Raw genomic sequence first — 25,400 nt, forward strand, 5'->3', positions numbered from 1 at the left:
ATGAACTGCGTCATTCTTTAGGTAATGTAACGAAGGAATGAAGTTGAAAATTTCGAAAAATTTCGGATTTCGCAGGTTGCGAATTTCATCAAGAATGACATCGTTCATAAAAAATCCTTCCGCGAAGAAGGAATTTTGTGATGCAAAGATAGTGTAAATTAATTTAGCATTAATTTTCTTTATTTTTAAGCAAATAATTATTTGATTTTAGTCCAATCTTGCGATTTTCTTAAATCTTCAATGATTTGATAAACTTCGTCTAATTTCTCGGTGCCCCCTTTTCCGTAATCTTCAATGTGTTTCTGAGTTCCATCAGCGAAAGTGATTTTTAAATGAGAAGTTGGCAAATCGCTTACGTTTTTGTTTCCGTAATAATCTTTCAGATTTTTTAAATCCAAAGAATCTAATTTTGATAAAAGTAATTGATAATCAGCTTCTTTGATGGTTGCTTTGAAAGTGCCTTCTTTCTCTCCGGACATATCATCTTTGGTTCTGCCTTCGGTAAAGGTAAATCGTTCCGCATCGATCACCGCAGTTCTATCGGGATTGATGGTGATTTTAAAAATCGGGCAAAATCCGAAACAAGCTCCGGCTTCGTATTCGATTTTAGAATATTGAGATTTGGTGGTGGTTGCACAAGACATTAGAAATGTAAATGATAAAAGTGTTAGTAGATATTTCATGATTTTGATTTGTTTGGATGGCTCAATTATTATACCAAAAAAAATAGATTCGAAAGTTTTCAAATCTATTTTCTGTTTTTTTTTGAATTTTAACCGTGAAGTCTTTTCCAGATTTCGTCTTTCAGCTCCATCAAGCCTTCTTGCGTTACTGCAGAGAAGAAAATCGGTTGTTTGTTTTCCGGGAATTTCTTGGAGATTTCGCCTTTCAGTTCCTCATCCAACATATCGGCTTTTGAAATGGAAATAATGAAATCTTTATCTAAAAGTTCAGGATTAAACTCTTTCAATTCGTTCTCCAAAATTTTAAATTCTTGGAAATAATCTTCTGCATCAGCGGGAATTAGGAACAGAAGAATCGAGTTTCTTTCAATATGTCTCAAAAATCGGTGTCCAAGACCTTTTCCTTCCGCTGCACCTTCGATAATTCCAGGAATATCGGCCATTACGAAAGATTTGTAGTTTCGGTAATCCACAATTCCTAAATTCGGAGTAAGGGTTGTAAATGCGTAATCAGCGATTTTAGGTTTAGCCGCAGAAACCGCCGCCAAAAGGGTAGATTTACCTGCATTCGGGAAACCAACAAGTCCTACATCAGCAAGAAGTTTCAGCTCGAAAGTTACAAAACCTTCTTCGCCGGGCATTCCGGGTTGCGCATAACGTGGAGTTTGGTTGGTGGAAGATTTAAAATGTTCGTTGCCTAAACCACCCATTCCGCCTTTCATGATGATGATTTCTTGACCGTCTTCTAAGATTTCTCCTAAAATTTCACCTTCTTCATTTTTGGCAATAGTTCCGATGGGAACTTCGATGTACACATCTTCACCATAAGCACCGGTAAGCTGGTTTTTGCCTCCATTGTGGCCTCGTTCTGCCTTGATGTGGCGGGTGAAACGAAGCGGAAGAAGCGTCCATTCATGAGCGTTTCCTTTCATAATTACGTGACCGCCGCGTCCACCGTCACCACCGTCGGGACCGCCTTTCGGAATATATTTTTCACGGCGAAGATGCGCTGAACCGGCACCACCATGACCACTTTTACAGTGGATTTTTACGTAATCTACGAAATTTGACATTTTTAATTCTTATAAGTTCTGAATGATAAAATAAGAAAAGATTTTTCGATAAAACCTGTTCTTATTTTTCATTTATTTTATTTTTTCTACTTCCGCAAAAAGTTTTTCTGAAATCTCATCGATTGCTCCGACTCCGTTTACTTCCACGTATTTGCCTTGTTGTTTGTACAATTCAGCAACTTCTGCGGTTTTCGCGTAATATTCTTTAATTCTTGTTCGGATGATTTCTTCGTTGGAATCATCGGTTCTTCCACTGGTTTCGCCTCTTTTTAGTAATCTTTCTACTAAGATTTCATCATCCACCACCAATGAAAGGCAAATAGAGATATCATCATTCAAAATTTCTTTTACGATGGTTTCCAAAGCTTCAGTTTGGTTGGCTGTTCTTGGATATCCGTCGAAAATAAATCCGTTGGTTTCGGTTGGTTTTTTCACTTCATCTCTCAACATATCCGTGGTTACCTGATCGGGTACGAGTTCGCCTTTGTCGATATATGATTTTGCCAAATTTCCTAGTTCGGTACCGTTTTTCATGTTGTAACGGAACAAATCGCCTGTAGAAATTTGCTTAAGGTTAAATTTTTCAATCAGGTTCTGTGCCTGAGTGCCTTTTCCGCTTCCTGGAGGACCGAAGAGAACGATGTTTATCATTTTATTAGATTTGAATTTGAATTTTAAAATTATTTAAGGAGATTATTCGTTAATACGACCTTCTTCCAGTTGGTACAAATCTTTCAGGTTTCTGCCGAGCTCGTCGTAATCTAATCCGTAGCCTAAAACAAATTTGTTGGGAATTTCTTTTCCGATGTAATCGAGTTTGAAATCCTTCTTATAAACATCAGGTTTCAAAAGAAAAGAAGCCAATCTTACCGATTTTGGGCGTTGGGTTTCTGTAAAATACTGAAACAAGCTTTCTACAGTGTTTCCGGTATCCACGATGTCTTCCACCAAAATAATGTGTCGGTCTTTGATGTCTTTAGTCAATTCCATTTTTTGATAAACAATTCCCGTAGATTGTGTACCTGCGTAGGAACTCATTTGGATAAAAGCGATTTCGCATTTCCCCGGATAGTGTTTCAGTAAATCAGAAAAAAACATGATAACTCCATTCAAAACTCCCACAAATATTGGGGTTTCGTCTTTGTAGTCTTCATAAATTTTCAGTGCAGTAGCTTTTACGATTTCTTGGATTTCTGCATCCTTTAAATAAGGAACAAAGGTTTTGTCGTGAACTTGAATAGATTCCATAGATTATTTACAATGTGCAAATTTAAGGTTTTTTTTAAATAATCTTCTTTTATTAAGTGAGCATTCGTTTTTTAGGTTAAAAAATGTTATTTTCTGGGATAAACTTTTGCCCAAAACTATTAATAAAACTATTTTTGTAGAAATCTAAAAAAAAGTAAAAATATGTCAACTTATGTGGTGGTAGGTCTTCAGTATGGTGATGAAGGCAAAGGTAAAATTACAGACGTTTTATCAGCAAAATCGGATTATGTAGTTCGTTTTCAAGGAGGCGATAATGCCGGACATACCGTGTATGTAGGGGATGAAAAATTTGTCCTGCACCTGCTTCCTTCAGGTGTTTTGCAGTGTAAAGGTAAATGCATCATTGCCAACGGAGTAGTGGTAAATCCAAAATCTTTCCTTAAAGAAATTGGACAAATTGAAGATAAAGGCATGAAAACCGATCATGTTTTTATCAGCCGAAGAGCCCATGTTATCATGCCTTATCACATTCTTCTCGACACTTATCGCGAAGAAGAAACCGGCGGAACTCACATCGGAACTACCAAAAAGGGAATCGGACCTTGTTACGAAGACAAAATTGCCAGAGTCGGAATTCGTATGGTAGATCTTTTGAATCCTGAAGTTTTAGCCGAAAAAATCAAGAAGAATTTAAAGATAAAAAATTCACTTTTTGAAAAATACTTCGATAAACCAACCTTAGAATTCGATGAAATTTATAATGAATTTATTGAATTAGGTCAAAAACTGAAAGATAGAATCGTAGATACAGAAGTTGAACTAAACCAAGCTATTCGCGAAGGAAAAAACATCCTTTTTGAAGGAGCACAAGCTGCCATGTTGGATATCGATTTTGGAACTTATCCTTATGTAACTTCCTCTTCACCAACAACCGGCGGAGTTTGTTCGGGAGCTGGAGTTCCACCAACAAGCCTTCAAAACCTTATCGGAGTGGCGAAAGCTTATACAACAAGGGTAGGCGAAGGACCTTTCCCAACGGAACTTGATAATGAATTGGGCGAGAAAATAAGACAAATCGGTTTCGAATTTGGCGCTACAACCGGAAGACCAAGAAGAACCGGTTGGCTCGATTTAGTGTCACTGAAACATGCCACAATGATCAACGGAATTAATAATCTCGTAATCACAAAACTCGATGTTCTTTCCGGAATTCCAACTTTGAAAATCGCAACGCAGTATAAAACCGAAGACGGAAAAATCATCGATTATTTCACTTCATCTACTACTAAACTTTATAATTATGAACCAATTTATGAAGAATTAGAAGGTTGGACAGAAGATATTACCAAAGTAAGAAGCTACGATGAATTGCCTGGAAATGCGAAAAAATACATCGAATTCATCGAAAATTACTTGGGAATCAATGTGTATCTAGTTTCTGTAGGCCCTGAAAGAAGCCAAAATATCATCCGAAAAGAATTGTTTTAAAAATTAATTAAACGATTATATAAAAGCTGTTGGAATTTTTCTGACAGCTTTTTTTGTGGTTTATTTTAGTGGAATTTCTCATATTGTTATGATTTGAATAGTATTCGTTTTAATTACGTAAAGAATTGGTTTATTTTTTGATAAGTTTTTATCAATTGTAAGTTGTTGGTGTAAAACTTATAAAACGATGTTTAATTTAATAAATCTTTTTGTGATGAAAAATCTATTCAAATCCGATCAAGATAATCGTTTCAACGAAATTCTCTTCGAAAACCGTAATAAGAATTATGGAGCTTATGTATTGAGAAATCAAGAAAGCGAAATTCTTCAAAAGTCATTATTAATAGGTGTTGCTTTTTTTGCGGCAATTGCTTTGACTCCTTTGTTGCTCAATTCGTTTTCTACAAAAACGGTGGTTGTTGCACCACCAACTTCTGGGCATGTTTTAAAACCTGTAGATCAGGCTCCGGAAAAAGCTCCGGAAATTGTAAAACCAATCGTTCCTCCAAAAGTGAACACTTATGATTCCCGAGTAGCAACTCCTACCAGAAATGCGAATGAACCAAAACCTGTGACCAAACAAGATATTGCGGATGCAGTTCCTGGAACTACTACAAGCTTGGATAATCCGCCGGTTACGGTTGTTAGTCCACCTCAAGTGGTTGTTCCAGCTGTGAAAACCCCCGATGTAGTCGCACCAAAAACAGTGGATAATAATCCGGTTACTACGGTTGATGTAGAAGCGAGTTTTAATGGTGGAATCAATGCTTTCAGGAGCAAAGTTGTTGGAAATTTTGATACTGAAAATTTCGAAGGAAGCGGAGATTTGATGAAAACTGTCGTAACTTTCATCGTAGAAAAAGACGGAACAATTTCCAACATCAAAGCCAATGGAAACGATTCACAATTCAATAAAGAAGCGGAAAAAACTATTCGCAGCATCAAAGGAAAATGGACTCCAGCGAAACTCAATGGCGAGAATGTGAGAAGTTATTTCAAATTCCCGATTTCGATACAGTTTGAGTAAAATATTCAGTAAATAAATCTTTAAACCACTTATCCACAAAAACTATGCTTTTGTGGATAATTTTTTTCATGCATAAACGACTAATTAACAATATTTTAACTTAAACGGAGTTATTAACAATCATCCGAAAATCAGAAAAAAGTGTATTTTTGAAGATTAAAATTTAAAGAATGGCTAAAGTTATAGGTGTTGCGAATCAGAAAGGTGGAGTAGGGAAAACCACTACCGCCGTTAATTTAGCAGCTGCATTGGGTGTTTTAGAGAAGAAAATTTTGTTAATTGATGCTGATCCACAGGCGAATGCAACTTCAGGATTGGGGATTGATGAAGCCGGTTTTTCTACCTACAACCTCTTGGAACACAGTGCAGATGCTCGTAATTGTATTCAAAAAACAGCTTCGCCTAATTTAGATATTATCCCTTCTCATATCGATTTGGTGGCTGCTGAAATCGAATTAGTTGATCGCGAAAACCGCGAATATATGCTGAAAGAGGCTTTGAAATCTATCAGAGATGATTACGATTACATCATCATCGATTGTGCACCGAGTTTAGGTTTGATTACCATTAATGCTTTAACGGCGGCTGATTCGGTGATTATTCCGATTCAGTGCGAATATTTTGCATTGGAAGGTTTGGGAAAACTTCTTAACACCATTAAAAACGTACAGAAAATTCACAATAAAGAACTTGATATAGAAGGTTTGCTTTTAACCATGTACGATTCCAGATTAAGACTTTCTAATCAGGTAGTGGAAGAGGTGAATTCACATTTCCCGGAAATGGTTTTCGAAACCATTATCAGCAGAAATGTAAGGTTGAGTGAAGCACCAAGTTTTGGAGAAAGTATATTGAATTATGATGCAGAAAGCAAAGGTGCGATCCAGTATCTTCAATTAGCAGAAGAAGTGCTTTTGAAAAACGATAGTTTAGTAAAGAACTAAACCGATTTAAGTTAAACATCAATCATCATTTATACCGAATGAAAGACAAGAAAAGAGCAATGGGACGCGGTTTGGGAGCAATTTTAAGTGCTGAATCTAAAGCTACCGTAAACTCCGCAACCGATGAAGGTGCTGATAAATTTGTAGGAAACATCGTAGAAGTTTCGTTGGAAGATATTTATGCCAACGCCACGCAACCGCGAACTTATTTTGATGAAAAAGCCCTGAATGATCTCGCGCAGTCGATCAAAAATTTAGGAGTCATTCAGCCGATTACACTCCGAAAAGAGGGCGATAAATTCGAAATTATTTCTGGTGAAAGACGTTTTCGTGCCAGTAAAATTGCAGGTTTAGAAACCATTCCAGCTTATATTCGATTGGTGAATGATCAGGAATTGCTCGAAATGGCTTTGGTGGAAAATATCCAGCGTGAAGATTTAGATGCTATCGAAATTGCACTTACTTATCAGCGATTGCTCGAAGAAATCGGGATGACTCAGGAAAATTTAAGCCAAAGAGTAGGAAAGGAAAGAAGTACGATTACCAATTCCATTCGTTTGTTGAGGTTGGATCCGGATGTTCAGAATTCCATTCGAAGTGGCGAGATTTCGGCCGGTCATGGTAGAGCAATTATCAGCTTGGACGATCCTCAGAAACAGCAAGAGCTTTTTAATAGAATCATTAAAAATAATTTGAGTGTAAGACAAGCTGAACAAGAATCTAATTTGCTTAAAAACCCTGTGGTTACAGAGAAAAAAGCAAAAGCTCCGGTTCCGAATCAGTTTAAGAAAGCAGAGAAAAATCTCGCTGATATCTTGGAAGTAAAAGTTGAAATAAAAACCTCCGCCAACGGAAAAAAAGGGAAAATTGTCCTCGATTTCAAAAATGAAGAAGAGCTCGAAAACATCCTTTCACACTTTAATAAATGAAAAAAATCATCCTAATTTTCATTCTGTTGTTTTCGCTGAAAATTTTCGCACAAGTCAGTCCGAAAGATACAATTCGTGTTGAAAATTATCCTACAGATTCCATTTCTACCAAAAATTCTTCCTCTGATGTTGAGGTAATTGCTGATATTGAGGAAGCGAATGCAACTCCGAAAATTGAGAAATATAATCCGACAAAAGCAGGACTTTACTCAGCAGTTTTGCCTGGTTTGGGTCAATATTACAACAAAAAATATTGGAAAATTCCCATCGTTTGGGGCGGAATTGGAACCGGTGTTGGGATTGTTCTTTGGAATCAAAAACAATATACGAGATATCGAAACGCATTTATCGCTCAGTTAAACGGACAAACTCACGAGTTTTCTGATATTCCGGGAATTACTGCAGATGCTTTGGGAAGAGTTCAGGATCGTGCAAAGCGTCAACGAGATTATGCAATCGCGGTGACGGGTTTGGTTTATATACTAAATATTGTCGATGCAGTAGTTGATGCGCACTTGTACGAAGGTCGAAAAGATCCTGATTTAGCTTTGAAACCCACAGTGATTTTTGATGAATTTGGTAACCAGAATTCTAAAGCTGGTTTAAGTTTAAGTTATAATTTTTAAAGAAAAAGAAGCGCTTCGGCGTTGAATAATATGAAAATAGCGATTGTAGGATACGGAAAAATGGGCAAGATCATTGCGGAGATTGCCGAAAAAAGAGGTCATGAAATCGTGGCAAGATTAACGGAAACGCCCACCAAAGAAAATCTCAATAATCCGGACGTGGCGATCGAATTTACCAATCCTGAAGTGGCTTTCAATAATATTAAAAGTTGCCTCGAAAACAAAGTTCCTGTGATTTGCGGAACTACCGGTTGGCTCGATCAGAAGCCAGAAATTGAGAAAATAGCTTCCGAAAATAATACCGCTTTTTTATATGGTTCCAATTTCAGTTTGGGCGTGAATTTATTTTTTGCCTTAAATGAAAAATTGGCCGATTTGATGAAAAATTTCAATGAATACAATGTTCAATTGGAAGAAATTCATCACACCCATAAAAAAGATGCTCCAAGTGGAACTGCGATTTCTTTGGCGGAAGGAATCATTAAAAATAATCAAAAATTCAACGCTTGGAAAATCGATGAAACCATGGAAAACCAGCTTGGAATTGTTGCGATTCGCGAAGATGAAGTTCCCGGAACTCACAGCGTTTTTTATAGAAGCGAAGTGGATGAAATCGAAATTAAACACACTGCTTTCAGCAGAGACGGATTTGCATTGGGTGCCGTAATCGCCGCTGAATGGATTCAAGGAAAAACCGGAAACTTCTCGATGAAAGACGTTTTGGGATTGTAACAAATTCCGCTATTATTAAACTAATGAAAAACTGCTTCGGACAAAATTCCTAAAGCAAAAAGCAAAAATATATGAACTACTTTCTTACTTATGCCGTTTATGTTCTCATTCTTTCTGTATTGATGGGGATTTCTACATGGAAGCTTTTCAAAAAAATGGGCTACAATCCGCTTTTTGCTTTTGTGCCTTTTTACAATTATTATATCATTCAAAAAGAGACTAAACACTCGAAATGGTGGGTTTCGATGGCGTATCTTCCGATTGTAGGACCGATTATGATGACGGTTTTTCATTTATTTTTAATGAAACATTTCGGGAAAAGTTCATTCACACAGAAATTGCTTACCGTTGTTCTTCCTTTTATTTATATGGCTTTTGTGAATTATTCTAAAGATGCAGAAGTTGAAAAAGAGGACGAATTATACCTCACTGAAGAAGAAAAAAATGAAAAAAAGAAAGAATCTTTCCTTGGTTCGGTAACATTTGCGGTAGTTTTCGCTACGATTGTTCATGTTTTTTTTACCCAACCTTTCGGAATTCCGACTGGTTCAATGGAAAGAACACTTTTGGTGGGAGATTTCCTATTTGTGAATAAGTGGAGCTACGGTTACCGAATGCCGATGCGTCCTGTGGCGATTCCGTTTTTGCAGGGAACCATCATGGATACTGGAGAAAAAGGAAATCCAAAAGACGATCCGAAATCGTATGTTGATGCGGTGAAGTTGCCTTATGCCAGAATTTTCCAATTCAGCAAACCTGAGAAAAACGATATCGTTGTATTCAATTATCCTCAAGATTCAGTGCATAAAGCGATTGATAGAAAAGATCCTTACGTAAAACGTTGCGTTGCTGTTGCAGGGGATGTTATCGAAATGAAAGCGGGCAGACTTTTCGTGAACGGCAAACCGGAAACGATTTTGGGCGATCAACAAGAACAACATAAATACATCGCAACAACCGGAAGCCAACTTGATATTCCTGCGTTATATAAACAATATGGTTTCCTTCCAGTTCAGGAAATCCAAACTGAAACCGGTTATCTTTATGATTTTCAAGGTTTAACTGATGAAACAGCTAAGGAAATTAAAAAACTTCCGCAAATTATTGAATTGAAAGAACATATTTGGGAAAAAGATTCCGCAGCGGTTTCTTATAAAGTAAATGCGGCGAGAGATGCTTATACCAAAAATGTTGATACGACACAATCGATTTTCCCTATCAACAAAAAATGGAATCAGGATTGGTATGGACCTTTGAGAATTCCTAAAAAAGGAGATGTGGTTACTTTAAACCAAGAAACTTTACCTGAATATCAGTGGATTATTTCCGAATATGAGCATAATAAACTCGAAAATAAAAACGGGAAAATCTTTGTAAACGGAAAAGAAACCAATCAATACACGATTCAGCAAGATTATTACATGATGATTGGTGATAACCGCGATGCTTCTTTGGATGCAAGATTTTTCGGTTTCGTTCCGGAAGAAAATATCGTTGGAAAACCGATGTTTACTTGGATGAGCGTTGAAGGTTTGTTCCCAGATAAAAGTTCATCTTATCAACCTGAAGGTAAAAAAATCCGTTGGGATAGAATGTTCAAAGCGACAAACACTGGTGAAGCCAACAAAACTTCCTATTGGTGGGTTGCGGTGATTATTCTTGCGTTGTTTTTCGGTTGGGATTATTTCGCGAAATTCTTTAAGAAAAAAGAAAAAGAAGATTAATTTCAGTGGATTTCAACTGAAAACTATCAACCATCAACTTTTAACTTAAATGGACGTTTTATTGCCTTTGTTTTATTTGCCGCCGATTTCGTGGTTTTCTGTTTTTTTGAAAGAGGAAAACAAAATTTCCATTGAGCAATTCGAGAATTTTCCGAAGCAAACTTACCGCAACAGAACCGTTATTTATGGTGCAAACGGAAGATTGACTTTAATAATTCCGACTTTGCATAACGGGAAAAAAACAATCAATGAAATTGAGGTTTCGCAAAGGGAAAATTGGCAAAAACTTCATTGGAAATCGATCAAAAACGCGTATCAAAGTTCACCTTATTTTGAGTATTATGAAGATCAATTAGAACAGATTTTCAGCTTTGAAACTCAGTCTTTATTTCAATTTAATTTGAATGCGCTACGAATCATTTTGAAAATTCTTAAAACAGAAAAGGCATATTCTTTGAATGAAGAATTCAGCAAAACTCCGGTTGCGGCAGATTTTAGAAATCGATTTTCTGCCAAAAAAGAATCGGAATTTGAAATGGAAGATTATTATCAAACCTTTTCCGACAAATTGGGTTTCGAGAAGGACCTTTCCATTTTGGATTTGATTTGTAACAAAGGACCGGAAAGTTTGACTTATTTAAGAAATGTTCAGTCAAAATAATAATTAATTATGAAAAGAATTCTCATTGCAGCCTGCTTTATGACGGGTTTTGCATCTTTTGCTCAAAATACTACTGCTTTGGATCCGATGCAGGACAAAGATTTGATGACTTGGTATCACAAAGATTTTTCTTCATCCAATGTATATGGTGTTAATACCCAAAATGCTTATAAATATCTCGAATCCAAAGGTTTAAAACCGAAGTCGGTGATTGTTGGAGTTTTAGATAGTGGTGTTGAAGTAGATCATCCAGGATTGGTAAAAAACATGTGGAAAAATCCAAATGAAGTTCCAAATAATGGTAAAGATGACGATGGAAACGGTTATGTAGACGATATTTACGGCTGGAATTTCATCGGCGGTAAAAACGGCGACATCGATGTTGATAATATGGAAGTTACCCGCGTGGTGAAAAAATATCAATCGATTTTCGAAGGCGCAAATTCTACGACCAACAAAGCAAATCAGGCAAAAATGCCGGAAGAATTTGCGATGTACATGAAGGCGAAAGAAATTTTCACCAAAAAAAGCATCGATGCAAAACAAGGCTACGAAACTTACTCAAGAATTCAGAAAATGATTCCGAGTATGGTGGCTTTACTTAATGGTAAAAACCTAACTACAGAAGCAGTTTCTGCGATAACACCTGCAACTCAGGAACAAGCGATGGCGGTTTCAGTTTTGGGGCAAATTGCGAAAGATCCTTCCGTTAATGGAAAATCTCCAGCGGAAGTTCAAAAATATTTGGAAAGCCAAATGAAAGAAGCTTTGGATTATTATGGTCCACAAGCAACAAAACAGTATAATTTAGATTTCGATCCAAGAGCAGAAATCGTGGGCGATCATTATGAAGATTATTCTGAAAGAAAATACGGAAATAATCACTACGAAGGTCCCGATGCAAAACACGGAACCCACGTTGCAGGTATCATTGCCGGACTTCCTCAAGGTAAAGAAATCCAGTACGGTGTAGGATATAAAGTTGCAAAAATAATGACTGTAAGAGCGGTTCCTGATGGTGACGAAAGAGATAAAGATGTTGCCAACGCGATTAGATATGCTGTAGATAACGGAGCGAAAATCTTAAACATGAGTTTCGGAAAACCTGTTTCTCCAGGGAAATCTGAAGTTTGGAATGCTTTCAAATACGCACAAGATAAAGGAGTTCTTTTGGTGAAAGCAGCAGGAAACGAGAATGAAAATGTTGCAGAACATGTTGCATATCCTACCAATTTTAAAGACGTAAACGATGCAAAACCTTTCGTTAATAACATGATTGTTGTAGGTGCATCAACCAATAATAATGAATTTTTGAGAGCTGATTTCTCCAATTATAACCAAAAAATGGTGAATGTTTTCGCACCAGGCGAGCAAATTTATTCTACCGTTACAGATGGAAAATATGAATATCTTCAAGGAACATCGATGGCATCACCAGTTGTTGCAGGAGCGGCTTCTATTTTGTTGGCGTACATGCCGAATCTGAAACCGGAGCAAATCATCGAATCTTTTGTTAAAACTTCCAACAAATCTTCGGTAAATGCAATGATCAATTCGAATACCAACAACAGATTCGATTTAATTTCAGAAGCTGGTGGAGTAATTGATGTGAGAAAAGCTGCAGAATATGCTTATACCAACTTCTATAAAGCGGCTCCAACTAAATCGACCGCAGCAAAAAAAGCATTGAAAAAACGAGTGAAAAGAAAATAATCTTCATTCAGAATAGTATAAAGTCCGATATTTTTCGGGCTTTTTTTATTTAAATCATCAACTTGGCACGGTTTTTTGTAACTTGAACTTAAATAATTTTATTACTATGAAAAATTTACTATTGGCCGGAATCATTGGAGCTGCATTTACAGTTTCTTGTTCCACAGCAAAAACAGCTCAATCAAATAGAAGTGAATTCTTAAAATTAAAAGGTGACTGGGAAATTACCAGCGTTGATTACGATAAGAATTTTAAAGTAAAACCTTTCGATGAAGGTGCGGATGCACAATGTTTCGTAGGAAGTCATTGGAGACTGATTCCAAACAACTGGACAGGTTCATATACCTTAAACGGTGGTGGTTCTTGCCCAAGTGTTATTCAGCCGATCAAATTTGAAGTGGTGAATGGTAACGAATTCAAATTCAAAAAATTATTGGAAGGATCTAAAGCAAAAGCAGTAACTGAAGGTTATTCTTTAAATTTAATTAGCCAAACTACAGATGGTTTCAGCTTGGAGCAAAATGTTCCTTCAAATGGCGAAAACGTAAGAATCGTATATAACTTTGCCAGAACTGGCATGAAATAATAATATAAATTTATAATTATGAATATTTTTAATAAAACAAATATCGCAGCTTTGTTCATTTCCTCTTCTTTGGTTTTGACAAGTTGTGAAGCAGTACAAAACGCAAATAACCAACAAAAAGGTACCGTAATTGGTACAGCAGCCGGTGCAGTAATTGGTGGTGTTTTAGGAAACAACATCGGTAAAGGTAAAAACGCTCCTGCAGGTGCAGTTCTTGGTGGAATCGTTGGTGGTGTTGCTGGTAACGTGATCGGTAGAAATATGGATAAACAAGCCAAAGAAATCAAAGAAACTTTACCTGGTGCTGAAGTAGAAAGAGTAGGAGAAGGAATTAAAGTTACCATGAAAGAAAATATGGTCAACTTCGGATTTGATTCTTCAAATTTAACTTCTGTTGCTATGGCAAATCTTGATAAATTGGCTGAAGTTTTGAAAAACAATCCTGATACCAACATCAATATCTACGGACATACCGATAGCAAAGGAACTGATCAATACAACCTTTCGCTTTCTGATAGAAGAGCAGCGGCTGTGAAGACTTATTTAGTTTCCAAAGGAATTGCTGCAAGCAGAATGCTTACAATGGGTGTTGGTGAGAAAGAACCTATCGCAACTAATGATACCGATGAAGGTAGAGCTCAAAACAGAAGAGTTGAGTTCGCGATCACTGCAAACGAAGACATGATCAATGATGCTAAAACAGCTCAATAAGACCAAACCTTTTTTATTATAATTAAGTCCGCTTCGGCGGATTTTTTTATTTTAAATTCACTATTTTTGGAATTGATTTTTACATTGATGACAAAATATTTAAAACTGCTGCGTGTAGAACAATGGGTGAAGAACCTTTTTGTTTTTGTGCCCCTTTTCTTTTCCGGAAATATCACCAATTTTGATCTGTTGATTAAAAGTTTTTTTGCGTTTTTAGTATTTTCTTTCGCAGCGAGTTCAGTTTATATTCTCAACGATTATTCCGACATTGAGTCTGATAAAATTCACCCTGAAAAAAGCAAAAGACCACTCGCGAGCGGAGCTATTTCCAAAACTTCAGCAATTATTGTTTTTATAGGTTTAATCATACTAAGTACTGTTTTAATAATCTTTGGTGAAGCTTATTTTCACCATAATTTCTGGAAGTTTGCATCTATCATTATTTTTTATTTTTTAATGAATGTTTTGTACACTTTTAAGCTGAAACATGTTGCTATTATTGATGTGTGTATCATCGCTATTGGTTTTGTGTTAAGGGTTTTGGCAGGAGGTTACGCCACCGGAATTTTTATTTCTCAGTGGGCGATTCTCCTTACGTTTGTCCTTGCTTTAGTATTGGCGATCGGGAAAAGACGTGGAGAATTGATCAATGCGCAAATTTCTGGGAAAACAAGAAAGGCTTTAGACGGTTACAATGTGCAGTTTGCCGATATAGCACTTTCCATCAGTTGTACGCTCGCTATTGTGTGTTACCTTATGTTTACGCTTTCTCCGGAGGTTCAGCAGCGTTTTCACCCAAGAGTTTTTTATACGGTGATTTTTGTGGTGTTTGCTTTTTTGCGCTATTTGCAGCAAACTTTGGTGTACAACAAAACCGAATCGCCGACCAAGATTATTTATAAAGACCGATACATTCAGATTACCTTGATACTGTGGCTTGCGGCCTTTTTACTTCAAATTTATTTCAAATAATGAAACCAAATTTTACACAAAAAGTTACGAATTGGGGCAATTTTTTGGTCGTGGAAAAAGAAATGAAATCTGAAGATTCTATCCAAAAAATTAAAGAATTCGTACAAAATAATAACGAAGTTATCGCTCGCGGAAACGGCCGATGTTATGGTGATGCCTCGCTTTCTGAACATATATTATCTACCAAAAGACTCAATAAATTTATCAGTTTTGATCGGTTGAACGGTGTGATTGAATGTGAATCCGGAGTGTTGCTTTCGGAGGTGCTCGAAGTTTGTGTTCCTCAAGGTTATTTTCTTTATGTGACGCCCGGAACTAAATTTGTATCCGTTGGAGGTGCTATCGCTTCGGATGTTCATGGCAAAAATCATCATTTGGAAGGTTGCTTTTCCGAATATGTGCAGGAGTTTTCTTTATTAAATGAAAAAAGTGAAGTCATTACTTGCTCGCGAACTGAAAATTCTGAAAAATTCTGGGCAACCATTGGCGGAATGGGACTTACAGGAATTATTATTTCCGCCAAATTTAAATTGAAAAATATTGAAACTGCATATATTCGTCAAGAATCCATCAAAGCCGATAACTTAGATGAAATCTTTAAACTATTCGAAGAAAGCGGTGCGTGGACTTATAGCGTAGCTTGGATTGACTGTCTGCAAAAAGGGAAAAAATTAGGAAAAAGTATTTTGATGAGAGGCGAACATGCCTTCAGACATGAATTATCCAAAAATCTTCAGGAAAATCCTTTAAGATTAAAGTCAAAATTAATGCCCACAATACCTTTTTATCTTCCAAATTTTGTTCTGAATAAATGGACGGTAAAGTTATTCAATTGGTTGTATTTCATTAAACAACAGAAAAAAGAGACAAAGAATTATGTGGATTATGAAACTTTTTTCTACCCTTTGGATGTGATGAATGACTGGAATAAAATCTATGGAAAAGAAGGTTTTATTCAATATCAAATGGTGATTCCCAAAGAAAATGGGAAAGAAGGAATGAAAAAAATCCTGGAAACCATCGCCAAAAGCGGAAACGGTTCTTTCCTCGCTGTGTTGAAACTTTTCGGGAAAAACAATCCAGAAGCTTACAACTCTTTCCCAATGGAAGGTTATACCTTGGCTTTGGATTTTAAAGTGAACAAAAATCTCAAAAATTTGGTGGAAAAACTGGATGTGATTGTTGAAGAATTCGGTGGAAGAATTTATTTAACCAAAGACAGCATGAGCAAATCCAGCTTGACCAATTATTTGCAAAATGTGCAGAATCCTAAATTTGTTTCGTTGCAGCACAAAAGAATCATTAATAATAACTGAAATATTTCTACTAATTCTAATTTATGATCATACTCGGAAGCAATTCAGAAGTTGCGCAAGCCTTTGTAGAAAAGGTTTTAGAAGCTGGTGGAAAATATTCAACGATATTTTTGGTTACCTCTAATCGGGAAACTACTGAAAAATTTGCCCGTCATCTCGATGTGAAATACCTTCAAGGTTCCGAAATCATTGAGTTCGATTTGTTGAAGGAAAATGAATACACCAAGTTGGAAGCGATTTCTTCTGATTTGCTGTTTTGCGCAACGGGTTTTCTGGGTGAAGGAACCGAAGAAGGATTGTATGACCCTAAAAACACTGCAAATATTGTCGATATTAATTACGCAAAACTGATTCCGTTGCTCAATTTTTTTGCTCAGAAAATGGAAAGACAACGTTCCGGAACAATGATCGTTTTGTCTTCGGTAGCGGGAGATCGTGGAAGACAGAGCAATTTCATTTACGGAAGTGCAAAAGCGGGTTTAACGGCTTATTTGAGCGGATTGAGGAATTATATGTTCAACCGAAAAGTTCACGTAATGACAATAAAACCAGGATTTATGGATACGAAAATGACCGAAGGTTTGCCACTGAATCCAAAATTGACTGCGACACCAAAACAAGCCGCAGAAGCCATTTACAGAGCATTTAAAAAGAAAAAAAATGTTGCGTATGTTCTGCCGATTTGGGGATTGATTATGTTGATTATCAGAAGTATTCCGGAATTTATTTTTAAAAAACTAAAACTCTAAGAAACAGGATTTCGATTGATGAAAAAATTATATTGCTTCGATTTTGACGGAACTTTAACCTACAAAGACACGATGTTTTTGTACTTGAAATTTTATGACGCTACGAAATTTAGGATTCAGTTTGTCAAGCATATTCCACTGTTTGTTTTGCTTAAATTAAAGCTTGCGGATGCCGAAAAAGTGAAGAAAAGTTTCATTGCATCCATTTTAAAAGGAGAAAGTAAAAGCAAAATCGAAAAGAAAGCAGAACTTTTTTTTAAAGAGTTTTATCCGCAAATTTTCAGAGAGAATGCTTTGGAATTCATCAAAAACATTGACTACGAAAATACCGAATCCTATATCGTTTCCGCTTCTTTGGATATTTGGGTAGCGCCTTTTGCTAATGAGTTTAAGATGAAGCTTTTGTCCACACAGGCCGAATTTAAAAATGATAAATTCACTGGAAATTTCATCGGTAAAAATTGTAATGGAGCTGAAAAAGTAAACCGAATTAAAGAAGCTGTTTCCGACAGAAAATTCGATAAAACCATCGCGTTTGGTGATACTTCGGGCGATCGGGAAATGTTGGCTTGGGCAAATGAAAGCCATTTTGAATTTTTTCACTAATTTTAACTGCTGAAAATCATAATAAGAAAGTACAAAAAAATGGACAAAATATATCTGGACAATGCTGCTACAACACCGCTTTCAGAAGAGGTAATTGATGCAATGGTGTCGGTAATGAAAGTTACTTATGGCAATCCTTCATCCACCCACAGTTTCGGGCAAGAAGCTAAAATCCTTATCGAAAAAGCTAGGAGAGAAGTTGCCGATTATTTGCATGTTACTCCGGCTGAAATCATCTTCACTTCATGCGGAACGGAGTCCAATAATATGATCATCAAATCTTGCGTGGATCATATTGGTGTGGAGCGAATCATTACTTCGCCATTGGAACACAAATGTGTTGCAGAAACAGTTCTGGAGATGAAAAACAGGAGAGGCGTTGAGGTGGTTTACCTTCGACCAGACCAAAAAGGGGATTTGGATCTCAATAAACTTGAAGAATTATTAAAAAACTCCGAAAAGAAAACTTTGGTAAGTTTGATGCATGCCAATAACGAAATCGGAAATCTTCTCGACATCAAAAAAGTAGCGGAAATTTGCAAAGAAAACAATGCTCTTTTCCATTCAGATACGGTACAATCAATGGCGCACATGGATTTGGATTTTTCCGATATTCAGGTAGATTTTGCGAGCTGCAGTGCTCATAAATTTCATGGTCCCAAAGGAAGCGGATTTGCTTTTATCAGAAAATCTTCAGGATTAAAAGGGATAATCACCGGTGGTCCGCAAGAAAGATCATTGAGAGCAGGAACTGAAAACGTTTGTGGAATCGTGGGTTTAGGAAAAGCGTTGGAACTTTCGTTGAAAAATATGAATGATTATGCTTCTCACATCAAAGGAATCAAAAATTATACAATCGAAAAACTTTCGAATGAAATAGAAGGAGTGAAATTCAACGGTAGAAGTGCTGAAGAAGGAAGTTTATACACTGTTTTAAGCGTTCTTTTGCCATTCAAAGATCCAATGATTGGTTTGAAACTAGACATGAAAGGAATCGCAATTTCTCAGGGAAGTGCCTGTTCATCGGGCGCGTCTAAACCATCAATGGTCATGATGATGATTTTGGATGAAGAAGAAATGGAACAATCAACGCCTCTAAGAATTTCATTCAGCCACCTCACTACTAAAAAAGATATTGATGTTTTAGTGGATGCTTTAAAAGAAATCGCTTCAGCTTCTAAGATAGAAAAAACAAATATTGAACATAGATAGAGGATTCGGCAAAGTCGCTAAAAAGTTGTAATTTTGAACCGAAAAAATAATTTTAATTATAAAAATTTATAAAAATGGCATTAGAAATAACAGATCAGTCATTCCAAGAAATGGTTTTGAATTCAGATAAACCTGTATTAGTTGACTTTTGGGCAGTATGGTGTGGACCATGTAGAATGTTGGGACCAATTGTAGAAGAAATTGCAACTGATTTCGAAGGAAAAGCGGTTGTAGGAAAAGTAGATGTTGACAACAATCAGCAGGTTTCTGTGGATTACGGCATCAGAAATATTCCTACCGTTTTAATCTTCAAAAACGGGGAAGTAGTAGATAAAATTGTAGGAGTTGCTTCCAAAGAAGTGATTGCTGAGAAATTATCTGCACATTTATAGAAAAAATAATCCCATAAGAATCAATGCTTTCCGAAAAAGAAAGCATTTTTTTTGCAAAAACATTTTGTAGATAGCCAAAAAGTTGTATTTTTGCACTCACCAAAAAGAAAGAAACTTTCTGAGTAGGTAATTCTAAAGATCCGGTAGTTCAGCTGGTTAGAATGCCGCCCTGTCACGGCGGAGGTCGCGGGTTCGAGTCCCGTCCGGATCGCAGAAAAGATTTACAATTTTATCTTCAAAAAATTGATCCGGTAGTTCAGCTGGTTAGAATGCCGCCCTGTCACGGCGGAGGTCGCGGGTTCGAGTCCCGTCCGGATCGCAAGCAGAAATGCAATTTATTACAAAACCCCTTAAATCTTGTGGATTTAAGGGGTTTTTATTTTGCTTGAAATGCAGAATCCGACAAAAAAAACAAAAATTAGGAGTCCAATTCGATTACCTTTCTAAATTGAAAATAAAAAGGACACCGAATTAAAAATCAGAAAAGAGAAAGATTTTCTTAGAAAATCCGAATCGAGAAATTCATTCTCAAAAAACGAGGATACCTCAACAAAAAAGGACACCGAATTGAGAAAAACAAGGACACCGAACCACTCCAAAACCCTGTGTTAATAGGCGTTCGCAAATTGAACATCTTGTAGGTAAAAATTGATAAAATTATTTTTAACCTACACTTTCTTTTGAAGATATACATCGTGTAATCAAGTAGGAAAACGCTCAAACTAACTACCCAAAATTTTAAACAAACTCATTTTAAATATGACAATTTGTTTCAATTGACCCATATTTCATCGATAGCTACTAATGGCTTTTTATTAGGATGGCTTTTCCATTCTGGCAATTGATCTAAAGGAGTAAATGAGACTTTAATATACTGTATGACATCATCCACGATGAAAGTAGTTTTTTGAGTGTTTATCGAATAGTTTTCTTCAGTATTTAGCATCTGTGGAGAGAATACCTGATAATTAATCCCATCTTTTGAAACGGATACTTGTACATTATTGGGTAGGAATATCCAGTGTCGCTGATCTTCTAAAAATGACATCGATATATCATGAACTCTTTTAGGGGAATCCATTTTTAAGGTTATGGTATTGGAAAGATTAAATAGAAGCCAGTTGTAGCTGAAATCTGGGAATCCATACATTCCATCTGTTAGTGTTTTTTCTTTTTTTCCTGGAAAATCAGAAATCCATGGATGCTCAAAATGAACCTCTGATCCAATCGCTGAATTGTCTAAGACTCCGGTCTTTATTATTTTTTTCCATTCTGTTTCGTATGTTTTAAGGGAATAGCCGCTTTCGGCTAGTTCTGTGATTCCCACCTTTTTTGCAGTGCTAATGAAAGTTTTTACCCTTTTGGGGATCGTTTTATTTAAGATCCATTTCCCATTTTGATTTTGGACATAGATCCCATTTTTATCACGACCGTAGAATCGCGCTTGTTGCAGATAGGCATAATCAAAGGCTAACCTAAGTTTTTGTATCCGGTGGATGATCTGCCTGTCTCCTGATGTTTTTTCTGCGTCGTCAAAGAGGCTGCTCATCTCATCCATAATTTCGGGAGTTAAATAAGATTGGTATTCACTTACAGGATTTCCATAAATATCCAGATTCCTTCCGCTTTCTTTTAAATAAAACTTCATTTTCTGAAGATATTCCTTAATGCGTGGTGCAGCTTTTTGATAATATCCCGCTAGGAAATCATCAAGCAATTGATCGGTATTTTCACTGCTATTCCATAGTTTTTTGGCTAATAAATAGGTTTTAATCTCATTTTGGTGTACGTAATGATTACCGCCTAGTTGGGCAAAGACTCCATCTACATTCATCGTTTTATAGTATTCTATATTTTCTCCAATATTTAATACATCAGGAAACGGTGCTACATAATTGGTAAATTGGGTATAATAATCCCAAATAAATACATTGGGCGTTTTCTGTAACCAGCCCTTGAGGTTGTCGACAAAAAATGCAGCAGATTTTTCTTTTGCAACCGGATCATTTCGAAAAAGGTCTATATTACTTAAAAAGATGATTACATTTTCTCGAGGTCTTGTTTGTAAGGGCGGTCTGCTTGTAGAACCGTAAGCGAGAGTTGTGAATTTTTTTTCTGGATATCTTTCTGATATTTTATTGATAAATCGCATAAGTGGACCTTGAGGACCTCCTTCTGCTTCATTAATGGGTCTGCATAGATCACATTCACAATATCCAATATCATCGTTGGGACTTATGGACCAGTACTTTGCCGTTGGATGTTCTTTAAAAAGTTTTTCTAACGAAACAATGGTCTCTTCAAATACTTTTTCATTGGATAAACAAAGTTGCTCTGGTCTTCTTTTTCCTTGAAAAAATGCAAAATACTCGGGATGTGCCTTAAAATTTTCTGGGGACACTAATCGGTTATAGCTATGTCCCCAAAGTCCCCATAAGTCTTCGAGATAGTGTAATTTATGCCAATCCATATACTCTTGATCATTGATGGCGGTAGAGTGAATTTCTCTATAATTGAATGAAGGGCTTTCGTTGATTTGTAAGGGGAGTTCTATATTAATCTCTTTTAAAGATGGGCATACAGCAGGCTCGTTGGGTGCCCATTTTTTACATTGTAAATAGTTTTCTATAAAATGATATACTGCGTAAAGGACGCCCTTATTTGGATTTCCAATCAATAGAATATCCTTGCCCTCATTCTTGATTTCAAAGGCATCTTGTTTTGAGGTGAGGTCTTGCATCTCCTTTTCACGGATGATGAGGTAATCATGATGAGGAGTCTTGTGATTCTCAATGGGAAGGTTTATTCCGGTTACTTCCTGAAAATAGTGAGAGATTATTTGGGCAGCTTTTATTTCTGTTGTTCCAGCCTTTTCAGAAATGAGTATGGCGTACGAGGAATTTCCTGATTTTGTCAGGCATATCTCCCTCTTTTGTGCATGATGAATGCTTGCAATCATAAGAAAAAATAGGGTAATACAGGTTTCTTTCATTCAATTACAAGTACTTTCATAAAGTATATTTTTGTAAATACCGTTTTCTTATAAAAAGTTAAATAAGAAAGTACAAATGTTAATCATTTTTTTTATAAAAACAATATTTTCCGTAAAAATTAATTTTCGATTCTGTTTTTCTGTAAATCAAAGATAATCAGTGCTGTGAAAGCTATAGGTTATTTTTAATAATTAGGTCATCAATGAAAAAATAACAACTTGAAAGATTCGGCAGAAGCATGTAGCGTAGGTTTGTCTAATGCTGTCCATACCAAATGCATGTTAAAGACGGGTTAGCTACCCATAAGTACCGTATCAACTTCGAGTTATCTTCAATAAAAAAGTATTAAAAATCCATTGTTTTTCCAATGTTTTATTAGACTTACTATGGACTTACTATAGATTTACTATGGACTTATCTCGAAGTATCCTAGAAGTGACCCGTCCTGAAATACAAGTAATATAGTTTTAATAATGTTACATCTGATAGCATCTTCAGTTTACGATTTCGTAAAGCTAGGGAGGTTTAAATGATGTTAAAATTTCTTTAAACTAATAATCATCATCAAATAATATTTTGTAGGATGCGTAAAAAATGCTAATATTGTTATGAATCCAAACGCATTAAAAATATTAAAAAAATACACAATATGAAACCCAGTGTGATTTCTATAGTTCTTGGTGGTGGCAGGGGAACTCGACTGTTTCCATTAACTTATTCGCGTTCGAAACCCGCAGTGCCTATTGCCGGAAAATACAGGTTAGTGGATATTCCGATTTCCAATTGCCTCAATTCGGGATTTAATAGGATTTTGGTGCTTACTCAGTTCAACTCTGCTTCGCTCAATTCGCATATCAAGAACTCTTATCACTTTGATATCTTTAGCAAAGGCTTCGTGGATATTCTCGCAGCCGAGCAAAATGTTGAAAATGACCAATGGTATCAAGGTACGGCAGATGCGGTGCGACAGTCGATGAAACACTTGTCAAAATACGAATACGACTATATTTTAATTCTTTCCGGAGATCAACTTTATCAGATGGATTTCCGTGAAATGATTGATTTCCATTGCAAAAATGAAGGCGATATCACTATTGCGACTATTCCGGTAAATTGCAAAGACGCCCCCGGATTCGGAATTTTAAAGTCGGATGATCAAGGAAACATTACATCTTTTGTTGAGAAACCATCACACGATATTCTTGAAGATTGGAAATCTGAAGTTTCTGAAAAAAGTAAATCTGAAGGGAAAGAATACCTCGCTTCAATGGGGATTTATGTGTTCAGTAAAAATGTCCTCAAAAAGATGTTTGAAAATATGCCCGGCGACGATTTCGGGGGAGAGTTGATTCCAAATGCTTTAGGAACCTATAAAACATTGAGTTTTCAATACGATGGATACTGGACTGATATCGGTACGATTGATTCTTTCTTCGATGCCAATATCGATTTGACCAGAGATTTTCCTCATTTTAATCTATTTAGCAATGCGCCGATCTACACCAGAGCGAGAATGTTGCCTCCTTCTAAAATTCTCGGTTCTTATGTGAGCAAAGCGATTTTCGGAGATGGATGTATTGTAATGGCCGATAAAATAGAAAATTCAATTGTAGGAAACCGAAGCCGCATCGACAAAGGAAGTACATTGATGGATACCTACATGATGGGAGCAGATTTCTATCAGGATACCAAAGATATTGTAGCGAATGATCAACATGGGGTGCCTAATTTGGGTGTAGGTAAATATTGCTATATCGAGCGAGCCATTCTAGATAAAAACTGCTACATCGGCGATAATGTAAGAATTATCGGAGGAAAACATCTTCAAGATGGAGATTTTGAAAGCTATTCCATCAAAGACGGAATTGTGGTCGTAAAGAAAAACGCAGTCATCCAACCCGGCACAATTATTCCTTAAAATTTTTTTTAGGAAACATCCAACCCGGCAATATTTTTATTGTCGTGTTTTTTTTGAAGTGGTTTTTTGTATTTTTGCCCCATGCGTTGGTTAAAATTAGGGAGTTTATTGGTGCTTTTTGCGATGGCAGTTTATGCTGTTGCGATGACGTTTGTGGAGGATGCAAAAAGCTTTACCATTCAAAAAGAAATTGCTTATCCTGTAGATCGGGTTTTTCCACAGTTTAATAACTTGCAGAATTTCACCCGTTGGAATGCCTTTTTCTCAGAAGATCAGGATTTCACTTTCGATTATTTCACTCCTTATGAAGGGCAGGGAAGTTCGATGAGTTATCACAACAAAAAAGATGCGGATCAATTCGGTGATTTCTTCATTCGCTACGAAAACCCTAATCGAACGCTTCGTTACCAACTTTTTGAAGGAAAAAGAAACAATCCTTACCTGATAGATGTGAAGTTCCGTTCTCAAAACAACAAAACATCGGTTACATGGTACATTCATACTCCAAAACAACCTTTATTGAAGCGGTCGCTGAATTTAATTACTGAAGATTTCATTGCTGAAAAGATTGATTTAAGCATGAAAAATCTCATGGATGTTCTGGGAAATAAAGTTCAAAAAGAACAACAACTTGAGAATTTGAAATTTGATAGTTTAATGGTGGAAGAACAACAAGGGCAACTGCTTCTCGGGATCAATGTGAATTCTAAAAATACCAAGGACGCTCTCTTCAAAAATATCGTCATGAATCACAACAAAACCCTGAATTACATAAAAATGGATTTAGGAAAAAGAAATGACGAATACGGAGAACCTGTGTTAATCACTGATGCAGATAATTTCAAGGATAAAGAGGTTTCTTATTACTACGGAATTCCACTTTCGAAAAGAATTGGGGTTTCTGATAATAATTTCAGTTTCAGAACAGTAAATGCTTCCAGAAACTATGTGATTTACTATCGAGGCAATTATTCCGGGCGCGTCAAGGCGATTCAGCAGCTTCTTTTAAAAGCAAAACACGACACCATGAGAACGGGAGATTTGCAACAAACTTTCCTTGAAGAGCCAAGCTCCGAAACAAATACACTCTTGAAATTATCGTTGCCGGTTTTTAGATAAATATTTAACTTATTTTT

General features: G+C 36.3%; 24 protein-coding genes and 2 tRNA genes. 21 read left to right on the forward strand and 5 right to left on the reverse strand.

What is annotated here, in order from left to right; genetic code table 11:
* Window positions 1-197: 197 nt before the first annotated feature.
* The 4 genes from NOV28_RS01335 to NOV28_RS01350 form a co-directional block, all read right to left on the reverse strand.
* Complete coding sequence (locus NOV28_RS01335) at window positions 198-683, reverse strand: DUF6438 domain-containing protein (RefSeq protein WP_255926772.1); 486 nt, start codon at window positions 681-683, stop codon at window positions 198-200.
* An 89-nt stretch (window positions 684-772) separates the two neighbouring features.
* The gene (obgE, locus tag NOV28_RS01340; RefSeq protein WP_255926774.1) at window positions 773-1,756 is read right to left on the reverse strand and encodes a GTPase ObgE; all 984 of its coding nucleotides are present in this window, start codon (window positions 1,754-1,756) and stop codon (window positions 773-775) included.
* Window positions 1,757-1,828: 72 nt separating this feature from the next.
* Window positions 1,829-2,407: an adenylate kinase gene (locus tag NOV28_RS01345; protein ID WP_255926776.1), complete on the reverse strand. Its 579-nt coding sequence runs from the start codon at window positions 2,405-2,407 to the stop codon at window positions 1,829-1,831.
* 42 nt (window positions 2,408-2,449) lie between these two features.
* Entirely contained in the window at window positions 2,450-3,004 is a 555-nt protein-coding gene (locus tag NOV28_RS01350; RefSeq protein ID WP_255926778.1) for a phosphoribosyltransferase, read from the reverse strand.
* A gap of 162 nt (window positions 3,005-3,166) precedes the next feature.
* On the opposite strand from NOV28_RS01350, the gene NOV28_RS01355 reads away from it, so the two are divergent.
* The 19 genes from NOV28_RS01355 to NOV28_RS01445 all read left to right on the forward strand — a co-directional run bounded on the left by NOV28_RS01355 (window position 3,167) and on the right by NOV28_RS01445 (window position 19,672).
* Window positions 3,167-4,453, forward strand: coding sequence for an adenylosuccinate synthase (locus NOV28_RS01355; protein ID WP_255926780.1), 1,287 nt, complete (start codon window positions 3,167-3,169; stop codon window positions 4,451-4,453).
* Between the two features lie 214 nt (window positions 4,454-4,667).
* Window positions 4,668-5,480: an energy transducer TonB gene (locus tag NOV28_RS01360; protein ID WP_255926782.1), complete on the forward strand. Its 813-nt coding sequence runs from the start codon at window positions 4,668-4,670 to the stop codon at window positions 5,478-5,480.
* 170 nt (window positions 5,481-5,650) lie between these two features.
* On the forward strand, window positions 5,651-6,424 hold the full coding sequence (locus NOV28_RS01365) for a ParA family protein (protein WP_255926784.1): 774 nt from the start codon (window positions 5,651-5,653) through the stop codon (window positions 6,422-6,424).
* A 38-nt stretch (window positions 6,425-6,462) separates the two neighbouring features.
* A complete protein-coding gene (locus NOV28_RS01370; protein WP_255926786.1) occupies window positions 6,463-7,353 on the forward strand; it encodes a ParB/RepB/Spo0J family partition protein in 891 nt (296 codons plus the stop codon).
* Entirely contained in the window at window positions 7,350-7,979 is a 630-nt protein-coding gene (locus tag NOV28_RS01375) for a DUF5683 domain-containing protein (protein WP_255926788.1), read from the forward strand. Before NOV28_RS01370 ends, NOV28_RS01375 begins: the two co-directional genes overlap by 4 nt.
* Before the next feature lie 30 nt (window positions 7,980-8,009).
* Entirely contained in the window at window positions 8,010-8,711 is a 702-nt protein-coding gene (gene dapB / locus NOV28_RS01380; RefSeq protein WP_255926790.1) for a 4-hydroxy-tetrahydrodipicolinate reductase, read from the forward strand.
* 71 nt (window positions 8,712-8,782) lie between these two features.
* The gene (gene lepB, locus NOV28_RS01385) at window positions 8,783-10,435 is read left to right on the forward strand and encodes a signal peptidase I (RefSeq protein ID WP_255926792.1); all 1,653 of its coding nucleotides are present in this window, start codon (window positions 8,783-8,785) and stop codon (window positions 10,433-10,435) included.
* 49 nt (window positions 10,436-10,484) lie between these two features.
* Entirely contained in the window at window positions 10,485-11,096 is a 612-nt protein-coding gene (locus NOV28_RS01390; protein ID WP_255926794.1) for a WbqC family protein, read from the forward strand.
* 9 nt (window positions 11,097-11,105) lie between these two features.
* A complete protein-coding gene (locus NOV28_RS01395; RefSeq protein ID WP_255926796.1) occupies window positions 11,106-12,809 on the forward strand; it encodes a S8 family serine peptidase in 1,704 nt (567 codons plus the stop codon).
* Window positions 12,810-12,915: 106 nt separating this feature from the next.
* Complete coding sequence (locus NOV28_RS01400; protein WP_255926798.1) at window positions 12,916-13,395, forward strand: lipocalin family protein; 480 nt, start codon at window positions 12,916-12,918, stop codon at window positions 13,393-13,395.
* A gap of 18 nt (window positions 13,396-13,413) precedes the next feature.
* Window positions 13,414-14,106 (forward strand): YiaD family glycine zipper/OmpA-like lipoprotein, encoded by a 693-nt coding sequence (locus tag NOV28_RS01405; protein ID WP_255926800.1) that lies wholly within the window; start codon window positions 13,414-13,416, stop codon window positions 14,104-14,106.
* Window positions 14,107-14,193: 87 nt separating this feature from the next.
* Entirely contained in the window at window positions 14,194-15,078 is an 885-nt protein-coding gene (locus NOV28_RS01410; RefSeq protein ID WP_255926802.1) for a UbiA prenyltransferase family protein, read from the forward strand.
* Entirely contained in the window at window positions 15,078-16,394 is a 1,317-nt protein-coding gene (locus tag NOV28_RS01415) for an FAD-binding oxidoreductase (protein WP_255926804.1), read from the forward strand. Before NOV28_RS01410 ends, NOV28_RS01415 begins: the two co-directional genes overlap by 1 nt.
* 23 nt (window positions 16,395-16,417) lie before the next feature.
* Entirely contained in the window at window positions 16,418-17,143 is a 726-nt protein-coding gene (locus NOV28_RS01420) for an SDR family NAD(P)-dependent oxidoreductase (RefSeq protein WP_255926806.1), read from the forward strand.
* An 18-nt stretch (window positions 17,144-17,161) separates the two neighbouring features.
* Window positions 17,162-17,749 (forward strand): HAD family hydrolase, encoded by a 588-nt coding sequence (locus NOV28_RS01425; protein ID WP_255926808.1) that lies wholly within the window; start codon window positions 17,162-17,164, stop codon window positions 17,747-17,749.
* Between the two features lie 39 nt (window positions 17,750-17,788).
* Entirely contained in the window at window positions 17,789-18,961 is a 1,173-nt protein-coding gene (locus NOV28_RS01430) for a cysteine desulfurase family protein (protein WP_255926810.1), read from the forward strand.
* A 74-nt stretch (window positions 18,962-19,035) separates the two neighbouring features.
* Entirely contained in the window at window positions 19,036-19,353 is a 318-nt protein-coding gene (gene trxA / locus NOV28_RS01435; protein ID WP_255926812.1) for a thioredoxin, read from the forward strand.
* Between the two features lie 137 nt (window positions 19,354-19,490).
* Window positions 19,491-19,564: transfer RNA gene (locus tag NOV28_RS01440), tRNA-Asp, on the forward strand.
* Window positions 19,565-19,598: 34 nt separating this feature from the next.
* Window positions 19,599-19,672 (forward strand) — tRNA-Asp (locus NOV28_RS01445).
* Between the two features lie 453 nt (window positions 19,673-20,125).
* Here NOV28_RS01445 and NOV28_RS01450 read toward each other — a convergent pair.
* Entirely contained in the window at window positions 20,126-22,345 is a 2,220-nt protein-coding gene (locus NOV28_RS01450) for a glycoside hydrolase family 20 protein (protein ID WP_255926814.1), read from the reverse strand.
* A gap of 650 nt (window positions 22,346-22,995) precedes the next feature.
* On the opposite strand from NOV28_RS01450, the gene NOV28_RS01455 reads away from it, so the two are divergent.
* On the forward strand, window positions 22,996-24,264 hold the full coding sequence (locus tag NOV28_RS01455; protein ID WP_255926815.1) for a glucose-1-phosphate adenylyltransferase: 1,269 nt from the start codon (window positions 22,996-22,998) through the stop codon (window positions 24,262-24,264).
* A gap of 81 nt (window positions 24,265-24,345) precedes the next feature.
* Window positions 24,346-25,383, forward strand: coding sequence for an SRPBCC family protein (locus NOV28_RS01460; RefSeq protein ID WP_255926817.1), 1,038 nt, complete (start codon window positions 24,346-24,348; stop codon window positions 25,381-25,383).
* Window positions 25,384-25,400 lie beyond the last annotated feature (17 nt).

This window comes from Kaistella montana, from assembly GCF_024436175.1.
Taxonomy (GTDB): Bacteria; Bacteroidota; Bacteroidia; order Flavobacteriales; family Weeksellaceae; genus Kaistella; species Kaistella montana.

What these genes read in the sequence shown, in the direction of transcription:
- NOV28_RS01345 (WP_255926776.1), bottom strand. Translation starts at nt 2,407, where the DNA reads ATGATAAACATCGTTCTCTTCGGTCCTCCAGGAAGCGGAAAAGGCACT.
- NOV28_RS01335 (WP_255926772.1), bottom strand. Translation starts at nt 683, where the DNA reads ATGAAATATCTACTAACACTTTTATCATTTACATTTCTAATGTCTTGT.
- dapB (WP_255926790.1), top strand. Translation starts at nt 8,010, where the DNA reads ATGAAAATAGCGATTGTAGGATACGGAAAAATGGGCAAGATCATTGCG.
- NOV28_RS01455 (WP_255926815.1), top strand. Translation starts at nt 22,996, where the DNA reads ATGAAACCCAGTGTGATTTCTATAGTTCTTGGTGGTGGCAGGGGAACT.
- lepB (WP_255926792.1), top strand. Translation starts at nt 8,783, where the DNA reads ATGAACTACTTTCTTACTTATGCCGTTTATGTTCTCATTCTTTCTGTA.
- NOV28_RS01360 (WP_255926782.1), top strand. Translation starts at nt 4,668, where the DNA reads ATGAAAAATCTATTCAAATCCGATCAAGATAATCGTTTCAACGAAATT.
- NOV28_RS01460 (WP_255926817.1), top strand. Translation starts at nt 24,346, where the DNA reads ATGCGTTGGTTAAAATTAGGGAGTTTATTGGTGCTTTTTGCGATGGCA.
- NOV28_RS01375 (WP_255926788.1), top strand. Translation starts at nt 7,350, where the DNA reads ATGAAAAAAATCATCCTAATTTTCATTCTGTTGTTTTCGCTGAAAATT.
- NOV28_RS01415 (WP_255926804.1), top strand. Translation starts at nt 15,078, where the DNA reads ATGAAACCAAATTTTACACAAAAAGTTACGAATTGGGGCAATTTTTTG.
- NOV28_RS01405 (WP_255926800.1), top strand. Translation starts at nt 13,414, where the DNA reads ATGAATATTTTTAATAAAACAAATATCGCAGCTTTGTTCATTTCCTCT.
- trxA (WP_255926812.1), top strand. Translation starts at nt 19,036, where the DNA reads ATGGCATTAGAAATAACAGATCAGTCATTCCAAGAAATGGTTTTGAAT.
- NOV28_RS01430 (WP_255926810.1), top strand. Translation starts at nt 17,789, where the DNA reads ATGGACAAAATATATCTGGACAATGCTGCTACAACACCGCTTTCAGAA.
- NOV28_RS01400 (WP_255926798.1), top strand. Translation starts at nt 12,916, where the DNA reads ATGAAAAATTTACTATTGGCCGGAATCATTGGAGCTGCATTTACAGTT.
- NOV28_RS01450 (WP_255926814.1), bottom strand. Translation starts at nt 22,345, where the DNA reads ATGAAAGAAACCTGTATTACCCTATTTTTTCTTATGATTGCAAGCATT.
- NOV28_RS01425 (WP_255926808.1), top strand. Translation starts at nt 17,162, where the DNA reads ATGAAAAAATTATATTGCTTCGATTTTGACGGAACTTTAACCTACAAA.
- NOV28_RS01410 (WP_255926802.1), top strand. Translation starts at nt 14,194, where the DNA reads ATGACAAAATATTTAAAACTGCTGCGTGTAGAACAATGGGTGAAGAAC.
- NOV28_RS01365 (WP_255926784.1), top strand. Translation starts at nt 5,651, where the DNA reads ATGGCTAAAGTTATAGGTGTTGCGAATCAGAAAGGTGGAGTAGGGAAA.
- NOV28_RS01395 (WP_255926796.1), top strand. Translation starts at nt 11,106, where the DNA reads ATGAAAAGAATTCTCATTGCAGCCTGCTTTATGACGGGTTTTGCATCT.
- NOV28_RS01350 (WP_255926778.1), bottom strand. Translation starts at nt 3,004, where the DNA reads ATGGAATCTATTCAAGTTCACGACAAAACCTTTGTTCCTTATTTAAAG.
- NOV28_RS01370 (WP_255926786.1), top strand. Translation starts at nt 6,463, where the DNA reads ATGAAAGACAAGAAAAGAGCAATGGGACGCGGTTTGGGAGCAATTTTA.
- NOV28_RS01355 (WP_255926780.1), top strand. Translation starts at nt 3,167, where the DNA reads ATGTCAACTTATGTGGTGGTAGGTCTTCAGTATGGTGATGAAGGCAAA.
- obgE (WP_255926774.1), bottom strand. Translation starts at nt 1,756, where the DNA reads ATGTCAAATTTCGTAGATTACGTAAAAATCCACTGTAAAAGTGGTCAT.
- NOV28_RS01420 (WP_255926806.1), top strand. Translation starts at nt 16,418, where the DNA reads ATGATCATACTCGGAAGCAATTCAGAAGTTGCGCAAGCCTTTGTAGAA.
- NOV28_RS01390 (WP_255926794.1), top strand. Translation starts at nt 10,485, where the DNA reads ATGGACGTTTTATTGCCTTTGTTTTATTTGCCGCCGATTTCGTGGTTT.